This window comes from Streptomyces rugosispiralis (genome assembly GCF_024505145.1).
GTDB lineage: Bacteria > Actinomycetota > Actinomycetes > Streptomycetales > Streptomycetaceae > Streptomyces > Streptomyces rugosispiralis.
The window spans coordinates 1-4,211 of sequence record NZ_JANIAA010000114.1 but is presented as its reverse complement, the minus strand read 5'-3'; the positions used below and the strand labels follow the sequence as shown (position 1 = coordinate 4,211).

General features: G+C 72.7%; 3 protein-coding genes. 2 read left to right on the top strand and 1 reads right to left on the bottom strand.

What is annotated here, in order from left to right:
* The first annotated feature begins 331 nt into the window (after positions 1-331).
* A complete protein-coding gene (locus NP777_RS46520) occupies positions 332-778 on the top strand; it encodes a PTS sugar transporter subunit IIA (protein WP_256656264.1) in 447 nt (148 codons plus the stop codon).
* 105 nt (positions 779-883) lie between these two features.
* Positions 884-2,554 carry a phosphoenolpyruvate--protein phosphotransferase gene (gene ptsP / locus NP777_RS46515; protein WP_256656263.1) on the top strand — a complete coding sequence of 557 codons (1,671 nt, stop codon included), beginning with the start codon at positions 884-886 and terminating at the stop codon, positions 2,552-2,554.
* A 142-nt stretch (positions 2,555-2,696) separates the two neighbouring features.
* Here ptsP and NP777_RS46510 read toward each other — a convergent pair whose 3' ends face one another.
* Positions 2,697-3,695, bottom strand: a complete 999-nt coding sequence (locus tag NP777_RS46510) for a hypothetical protein (protein ID WP_256656262.1) — start codon at positions 3,693-3,695, stop codon at positions 2,697-2,699.
* Between the last annotated feature and the right edge of the window lie 516 nt (positions 3,696-4,211).

The following is a 4,211-nucleotide window of genomic DNA, read 5'->3' as shown; positions in this document are numbered from 1 at the left end:
ACACGCTATCAGACTATTTCCGGCTCTCCGTACCCGTGTCTCTCGCAAGGCATGCGAAAGCGGATCCGAGATTTGGATCAAGTAGCTGATGGCGCCGCCCTGAACCTGGATGTGCACACAGTTGTTCGCGGTGCTTCATCCGGTGGGCAGGGATACGACAGTACAGCGCCCCGCGCGGCCGTGGCAAATCGATTCCCGGGCCGGGCACCCCCTCCTGCCTGCGCCACGTGTGCGGAATCCGTAGTTCCTATGACTTACTCTTCTGGGCAGTGCGCTGTCCGGGACAGGTGGTGACGGCGCGTGATGAATCTTCACCTCCCGGGAGGCTCCCATGACCAGCGTGACCTCACCGGTCGCCGGCCGCGTGATCGGACTCGAAGCGGTGCCCGATCCGGTGTTCTCCGGCGCCATGGTCGGTCCGGGCACGGCGATCGACCCAGTCCTCGAGCCCTTCGTGGCCGTGTCCCCGGTCGACGGCATCGTCGTCTCCCTGCACCCTCACGCGTTCGTCGTCGTGGACGGGGAGGGGCACGGTGTGCTCACCCACCTCGGCATCGACACCGTGCAACTGAACGGTGAGGGCTTCGAGGTCCTCATCAACAAGGGGGACACCGTCAAGCGCGGTGACGCGATCGTGCGCTGGGACCCGGCCACCGCCGTGGCCGCGGGCAAGTCGCCGATCTGCCCGATCGTGGCGCTCGAGGCCACGGCCGATGCCCTGTCCGACGTCAAGGAGGACGTCGATGTGAAGACGGGCGACACACTCTTCAACTGGTGAGCCGGGCGTACGCCCGGTGGACGATGGGGACCGGGCCGGGCGGCGCACCGCGGGTACGACATCCACCATGGCGGGGTTCCGCCGTATCGACCGGGGACGGGTGACATGGAGACAACGCTGCGAGGCGTCGGCGTGAGCCACGGAGTGGCCATCGGCGAGGTGCGCCATATGGGGACGGCGGTCCTGGAGCCGCCGGCGAAGCAGATTCCGGCCGATGAGGCGCCGCGTGAGCAGGGGCGGGCGCGCCAGGCGGTGGAGGCCGTGGCGGCCGATCTGGTCGCGCGCGGCAATCTGGCGGGCGGTGAGGCCCAGGCCGTGCTCGAGGCGCAGGCCATGATGGCGCAGGACCCGGAGCTGATCGCCGATGTCGAGCGGCGGATCGCCGTCGGCAGCACCGCCGAGCGCGCGGTGTACGACGCCTTCGCCGCCTACCGGGCGCTGCTCGCGGGGGCCGGTGACTATCTGGCGGGCCGGGTGGCCGACCTCGACGATGTGCGGAACCGGATCGTGGCGCGGCTGCTCGGTGTGCCAATGCCGGGTGTGCCGGACAGCGATGAGCCGTATGTGCTGATCGCCCGGGACCTCGCCCCCGCCGACACCGCGCTGCTCGACCCGACGCTGGTGCTGGGGTTCGTGACGGAGGAGGGCGGGCCGACGAGCCACAGCGCGATCCTCGCCCGTGCCCTGGGGGTGCCGGCCGTGGTCGCGCTGCCCGGTGCCGGGGATCTGGTCGAGGGAACCCTGATCGCCGTCGACGGCAGCACCGGTGAGATCTTCGTGTCCCCGAGCGAGGAGAAGCGGGACGAGTTGACGCGCGCCGCCGAGGAGCGCCGGGCCGCGCTGGCCGCCTCCTCCGGTCCGGGCGCGACGTCGGACGGGCACAAGGTGCCGCTGCTGGCGAACGTCGGCGGGCCGGCCGATGTACCGGCGGCCGTGGAGGCGGGCGCCGAGGGCGTGGGGCTGTTCCGCACCGAGTTCCTCTTCCTCGACGACAGCACTCAGGCGCCGTCGGAGGAGAAGCAGGTCGAGGCGTACCGGCAGGTGCTGGAGGCGTTCCCCGAGGGCCGGGTGGTGGTGCGGGTCCTGGACGCGGGCGCGGACAAGCCGCTGGACTTCCTCACCCCGGCCGATGAGCCCAACCCGGCGCTGGGGGTGCGCGGTCTGCGTACCCTGCTGGACCACCCCGAGGTGCTGCGGACGCAGCTCACGGCGCTGGCCAAGGCGTCGGAGGGGCTGCCGGTCTATCTCGAGGTGATGGCCCCGATGGTGGCCGACCGGCTGGACGCCAAGGCGTTCGCCGACGCGTGCCGCGAGGCGGGGCTGCGGGCCAAGTTCGGCGCGATGGTGGAGATTCCGTCCGCCGCGCTGCGGGCGCGCTCGATCCTCCAGGAGGTCGAGTTCCTGTCGCTGGGCACCAATGACCTGGCGCAGTACACCTTCGCGGCCGACCGGCAGGTCGGTGCGGTCTCGCGGCTCCAGGACCCGTGGCAGCCCGCGCTGCTCGACCTGGTGGCGGCGTCGGCGGAGGCCGCGCAGGCCGAGGGCAAGAGCTGTGGCGTCTGCGGTGAGGCCGCCTCCGATCCGCTGCTGGCGTGTGTGCTGGCCGGTCTCGGTGTCACCAGCCTCTCCATGGGCGCGGCCTCCATTCCGTATGTGCGCGCGACGCTGGCCAAGCACACGCTGGCGCAGTGCGAGCGGGCCGCCTCCGCGGCGCGGGCGGCGGACACCGCGGAGGATGCCCGCCGGGCTGCGCAGGCGGTGCTGTCCGGCGAATGAGCCGGTGAGATGTGAGTTTTGGGCTTTGGGCTTTGGGCTATGGGCTATGGGCTATGGGCTTTGGGCTGCGGGATGTGAGCTTTGGGCTCTGAGCTTCGGGCTGTCGGTGAAGGCGTCCCGCCACGTGGCGGGACGCCTTCGGTCATTCCGGGCGGCTGAGCGGGATGCCCGCCCGGTATTCGACGCCGTGCTCCGGAGGGATGGGTTCACCGGTCTCGGCGTCGGTGCAGTACGCGGTGAAGACCTCGGCCTCGCTCAGCGGGCGCAGCCAGCCGTCGTGCAGCGCCCAGCCGCGGACCGTCTCCGGGGAGTCCGCCACGATGGTGCGCAGCACCAGGCCGCCAGGGCTGCGCAGGGCGAAGCCGCAGGCCAGGACGGTACGGAAGACCAGCCCCGAGGGCTCGGCCAGCTTCGGCGGGCCCGCTTCCCGGGCGTCGGCGTGGAGCACGGCGACCAGCGAGGTGCCGTCCGCCGGGACGCTGCACACCAGATGGTGGATGCCTGGCCCGGCCGCCTCCACGACCGCGCGCAACGCCGCCCCCGCGTGGTCGAACGCGGCGCGGGCGGTGGTGTCGTCGCGGCACTCCCCGAGGTGGCCGGCCCGGGAGAGCAACGCCGTGGCGTACTCCCAGGTGGCCTGCTCCTCGGCCACGCCGATGAGCCGTGGCACCAGGCGGGCGATCGGCTGGCCCTCGTAGATGACGGTGCCGCCCGCGACGGCCAGTTCCGCCGTGTAGCGCGTGCGGCTCGCGGCGGTGTCCGGGTCGAGCCGGGTGTCCGCGCAGAACTCCTCGTACGCGACGGGGTCGAAGAGGGCGACGGTGGTGTGAACGCCCTTGGCGGCGAACGCCTTCAGCAGCCCCTCCATCTCCCGTAGATACGCTCCGTGGTCGTCGAAGGTGAACGACGCGTAGTGCCGCATGGCGGCGAAGTCCCGCTCGTCGGCGAGCAGGGCCACGGTGCTGGGCACCTCTCTGCGGAGGGCGTGCCGGGTGGTCTGCCTTCTCGTACGCTGCCGCGTCGTCGGTTTCTGTGTCTTCGGCTTCGGTGTCCTCGGCTTCGGTGTCCTCGGCTTCGGTGTCTTCGGCTTGCTGTGCCCGCCCGGGCGGTTCCGGTGGCCTCTGCGTCCGGTGTGCGCCATGACTCCCCCTCAGCGCGGATGTTCAGTGCTCACTCACCGTAACCGGGGCCACTGACAACGCTCCGTCGCCGCGGTGCCGTAGCGGGTGGCGGTGGGCGCCGCACATCGCGGCGTGTTCGGCGCCGAGGGGGTGGGCGGGGGTTCTTCCCCCACCCCGCCCCTTCCCGAACCGGGGCGCGGCCCCGGCCCCCGCTGGGGCTCCGCCCCAGACCCCGTTTCGAGGGCTCCGCCCCCGGACCCCCCGACAGACCCGCCAGGCCCCCGCCGGACCCATGCCGGGGCTCCGCCCCCGGACCCCCGCCAGACCCGCCACGCCCCTGCCGGGACTCCGCCGCCGGCCCCCGGACCCGCCGGACCACCGCCGGGACTCCGCCCCTGGACCACCGCCGGACCCCCGCCGGGACTCCGCCCCCGGACCCCTCTCGGACCACCGCCAGACCCGCCAGACCACCGCCAGCCCCCTGCCGGGACCCCGCCCCCGGCCCCCGGACCCGCCGGACCACCGCCGGGACTCCG

Bases quoted from the DNA above. Each gene is read 5' to 3' on its own strand.
- NP777_RS46520 (WP_256656264.1), top strand. From the start codon at position 332: ATGACCAGCGTGACCTCACCGGTCGCCGGCCGCGTGATCGGACTCGAA.
- ptsP (WP_256656263.1), top strand. From the start codon at position 884: ATGGAGACAACGCTGCGAGGCGTCGGCGTGAGCCACGGAGTGGCCATC.
- NP777_RS46510 (WP_256656262.1), bottom strand. From the start codon at position 3,695: ATGGCGCACACCGGACGCAGAGGCCACCGGAACCGCCCGGGCGGGCAC.